We start from the raw sequence: 4,316 nt of genomic DNA on the forward strand, positions 1-4,316 counted from the left end.
GAGCACTCCGGCCACCACGGCGCCACATCCGACTTCGCCTGATTCCACGCCTTGCGCAACGCGGCGAGATTCCACCCGAGGGCCGGCGTCAGCAGTTCCTCGGGCGTGCCGTAGGAACGTTCGGCGGCGCGCTGGCCCATGACCGCCTTCACCCGAGCCAACGCCCAGTTGTACGCCACCCTGGCCGCGCCCGCATGCGCCAGCACCAACCGCTCCTGCGACGGCGTCAGGTCCAGAGCAAACCGGTACGCCTGCATGCCGCGCACACCCACCCCCACTCACCCCCTTCGGGCTCAGTGTTGGCGACGGGTACGACACTCCCGCAACCCCACGCCCCGAACACCCCACCAGAACGCGTCTTTGACCGCTGAAGAACACTCCCTTGGCAGCAGTTGACACCCCTTACCCCCGGACATAAGCGAGGACAAACCGTGTGCACCTGCGCTGGAGGCTCCGGACGCAGGATCTGGTGCTCGGGAGGCTCGGGGTTCCGCAGCACCTCAACCATGCCGGCCACCGGCCCGTCATCAAGCTCGGCAACGAGAACCACGTCCCGCCCCGACTCATCGGCCACCATCGCGGTGAAGTGGCTTACCACCGCCGCACGCTGCGGAACGCGGTAGATGTACGGATCGAGAGTGAGATGAGCCGCGGTGTTGGCCAGGCGCAACTCCACCAACGACGGAACGTCGGCCATCGTCGCCCGCCGAACCGCCAGCCCTGTCTTGTGCATCGCCGGAGATCATAGTGGCGACCTTGACGTCCCGCTGGCCGACGCGGGAGCTTACCGGGTCCGGCTGTCACCGCAGCCCGAACCAGACTTTCGTCCACGTCGGAGGAAAGTTTTGCGGATCCATATGAAAGCTATAGACATGTCGACATGTCTTTTATAGCGTCGGCCAGGTGACGGTGTTACGTCGCCGTTAACCGCCACGTCGGCGGCCTCGGCACAGACACCGCACGGCTGTTGGCAGCCGGCCAACACCCGACCGCCACCTGTCCCCCTACTGAGCCTTCGCCCGTCACCGACCCGCAGCTGCGACGCACCGCCGACCCGCTCGGCACCGCGGCAGCCGCATGCCGTGTGCACGGGCGGCTCCGCCATGCCCACCAACCCGTCCACCAAGGAGCAGTACTCCCTCGACCTGCCCGACCAGTCCCCCAGCAATGAGGAGAGGCAGATGCAGAGACGACTCGCGCTCGCCGTAGCGGGTCTGACGACCATGGCGCTCGTCGCCACCCCCGCCGTCGCCACGGCCGCGCCCGGCACCGCCGCCGCGCCACCGGACAGCGACTTCCAGAAGGTCACCCTCAACGACCACCCGGGTGAGCCGATGGACCTCGCGGTCCTACCCGACAGCCGGGTGCTGCACGTGACCCGCGCCGGTGAGGTGTGGCTGCACGACCCGACCAGCGGCCGCAACACGATCGCCGCGACCCTGAACGTCTACCGGCACGACGAGGAGGGTCTGCAGAACGTCGCGATCGACCCGAACTTCGGCAAGGCCGGCAACAACTGGGTCTACCTCTACTACTCGCCGCCGCTGAACACCCCCGTGGACGACCCGTCGACCCCGACCGTCAACGAGGGCGACGCGCCAGCGTGGGGCAGCGACGCGGACTTCGCGAAGTTCAAGGGCGCCATCCGGCTGTCCCGGTTCCGCCTGGTCAAGGACAAGCTCGACCTGTCCACCGAGCAGCAGATCATCGACGTGCCGGTCGACCGAGGCATCTGCTGCCACGTCGGCGGCGACATCGGCTTCGACGCCAACGGCAACCTGTACCTGTCCACCGGCGACGACACCAACCCGTTCGAGTCCGGCGGCTACACCCCCATCGACGAGCGGCCAGGCCGCAACCCCGCGTATGACGCGCAGCGCACCGCCGGCAACACCAACGACCTGCGCGGCAAGATCCTGCGGATCAAGGTCGGCGCCAACGGCGGCTACAGCATCCCGGACGGCAACCTGTTCCCGCAGGGCACGGCCGGCACCCGGCCGGAGATCTACCTGATGGGCGTGCGCAACCCGTTCCGGATCGAACTGAACCGCGAAACCGGTGACCTCTACGTCGGCGACTACTCCCCCGACGCGGGCCAGCCCGACCCGGCACGCGGCCCCGCGGGGCAGGGCAAGTGGTTCGCCACGCGCAAGGCCGGCAACTACGGCTGGCCGTACTGCGCCACCGCGCAACTGCCGTACGTGGACTACGACTTCGCCACCGGCAAGTCGGGCGCGCCGTTCAACTGCGCCGCGCCGGTCAACGACTCCCCGCACAACACCGGCCTGCGCAACCTGCCCCCCGTGCAGCAGCCGCAGGTGTGGTACGGCTACGGCCCCTCGGCGCAGTTCCCCGAGCTGGGCACCGGCGGGATCGGCCCGATGGCCGGCCCGGCGTACCAGTTCGCCAACCCGACCACCAAGGGCCGCGCCCCGGTCGCGTGGCCGGCCTACTACGACGGCATGCCGCTGTTCCACGAGTGGACCCGCGACTACGTCAAGGGCATGCGGCTGAACTCCGCCGGCGCGCTGACCGGCATCGAGCCGGTGCTGCCGTCGGTCACCTTCGACAACCCGATGGACCTGGAGTTCGGCCCCGACGGCGCGCTCTACGTCCTCGAGTACGGTGACGGCTACTTCAGCGAGAACCCCGAGGCGCAGCTGGCCCGCATCGACTACACCGGCTGGACCGGCAACCACACTCCGGTGCCGCAGGTCTCCGCCACGCCCACCAACGGGACCACCCCGCTGACCGTCACGTTCTCCAGCGAGGGCACCACCGACTACGACGGCGACCGGCTGTCGTACGCGTGGGACTTCGACAACGACGGCAAGGTCGACTCCCGCGTGGCGAACCCGACATTCACCTACCAGGAGAACGGCCTCTACAACGCCACGCTCAACGTCCGCGACCCCGGTGGCCTGGCGGCCTCCGCGTCGGTGCGGATCGTGGTCGGCAACGCCGCCCCGGTGGTGGAACTGGTCAAGCCGGTCGACGGCCAGCCGTTCAAGTTCGGCGACACCGTGCAGTTCGAGGTACGGGTCACCGACGACCAGCCGGTCGACTGCTCCCGGGTCAGCGTCACCTACGTCCTGGGCCACGACCAGCACGGCCACCCGCAGACCACCGCCAACGGCTGCACCGGCTCCATCACGACCACGGTGCCCTCCGGCCACGACCCGGCGACCGACCACCTGACCGCCGTGTTCGTCGCCTCCTACACCGACCCCGGCGGTGACGGCCTGCCCGCCCTCACCGGCACCGACCAGGTCGTCCTGGTCCCCAGCGCATAACCCGCAAAGGAGAACACCATGTGTTACGGACACGACGGGATGGCCGCCCTGCGGCACTCCGTTGACCGGCGCAGCCTGCTACGCGGCTCCCTGGCCGCCCTCGCCGGCATCGGCCTCGCCTCGACCGCGGTCGGCGCGACGCCGGCGGCGGCCACCGCTCACCGCACCGGCCGGCACCTCGTACCGCCGGGCCTGATCAGCATGCAGCTGTGGACGGTCCGCGACGCCCTGTGGGGCGCGCCCGGCTACGACGCCACCCTCACCCGCCTTGCCCAGATCGGCTACCCGCGGGTGGAGCTGGCGCTCGGCTACTTCGGCCGCACCGCCGCCCAGCTGCGGCAGTTCCTGGACGGCATCGGCATCCGCGCCAGCTCCAGCCACGACGGGATCGCCGGCAGCACTGCCGACCTGGACCAGAAGATCCAGAACGCGGTCACCCTGGGCCAGCAGTTCATGGTGGTGCCGTACCTGTACTCCGAGCGCGAGGACGAGTGGAAGCGCTGGGCGGAGCAGATGAACACCGAGGCCGCCGCCGCGCGCGCGGCCGGCCTGCGGTACGGCTACCACAACCACGCGCACGAGTTCACCATCGACCTCGGTGGTGGCAAGCGGCCGTGGGACGTCCTGACCTCCGAGCTTGACCCGTCGCTGGTGCACCTGGAGGTCGACCTGTACTGGGCGGTCACTGGTGGCATCAACTCCGGAGACGGCGTCGCCGACCCGGAGGGCTTCGCCATCGACGTGATCCGCTCCGCGCCGCAGCGGGTGCTGCAGTTCCACGTCAAGGACCGCGACCCGGCCACCGGCGACATGGCCGACCTGGGCACCGGGATGATCGACTTCGCCCGGATCTTCCGGGAGCACTCGGTCCTGGAATACATCGTGGAGAACGACACCCCGGACGTGACGCCGCAGCAGACGGCCGAGGTCGGCTACCGCTACCTGCGCAAGCTGCGGTTCTGAGCGATCGCGCACGGCAGCGCTAAACACGCGCAAGGCTCGCGGCGGGTCGGGGAAATCGTT

General features: G+C 69.4%; 3 protein-coding genes. 2 read left to right on the plus strand and 1 reads right to left on the minus strand.

Going from position 1 to position 4,316, the window contains the following annotated elements:
• The coding region (locus ACWEVO_RS31245; protein WP_452311056.1) for a helix-turn-helix domain-containing protein at positions 1-272 on the minus strand (272 nt) is incomplete at its 3' end.
• 831 nt (positions 273-1,103) lie between these two features.
• On the opposite strand from ACWEVO_RS31245, the gene ACWEVO_RS31250 reads away from it, so the two are divergent.
• Entirely contained in the window at positions 1,104-3,293 is a 2,190-nt protein-coding gene (locus ACWEVO_RS31250) for a PQQ-dependent sugar dehydrogenase (RefSeq protein ID WP_452311057.1), read from the plus strand.
• A gap of 18 nt (positions 3,294-3,311) precedes the next feature.
• Complete coding sequence (locus ACWEVO_RS31255) at positions 3,312-4,256, plus strand: sugar phosphate isomerase/epimerase family protein (RefSeq protein WP_452311058.1); 945 nt, start codon at positions 3,312-3,314, stop codon at positions 4,254-4,256.
• Positions 4,257-4,316 lie beyond the last annotated feature (60 nt).

The sequence above is a fragment of the Micromonospora sp. NPDC003776 genome, assembly GCF_053605645.1.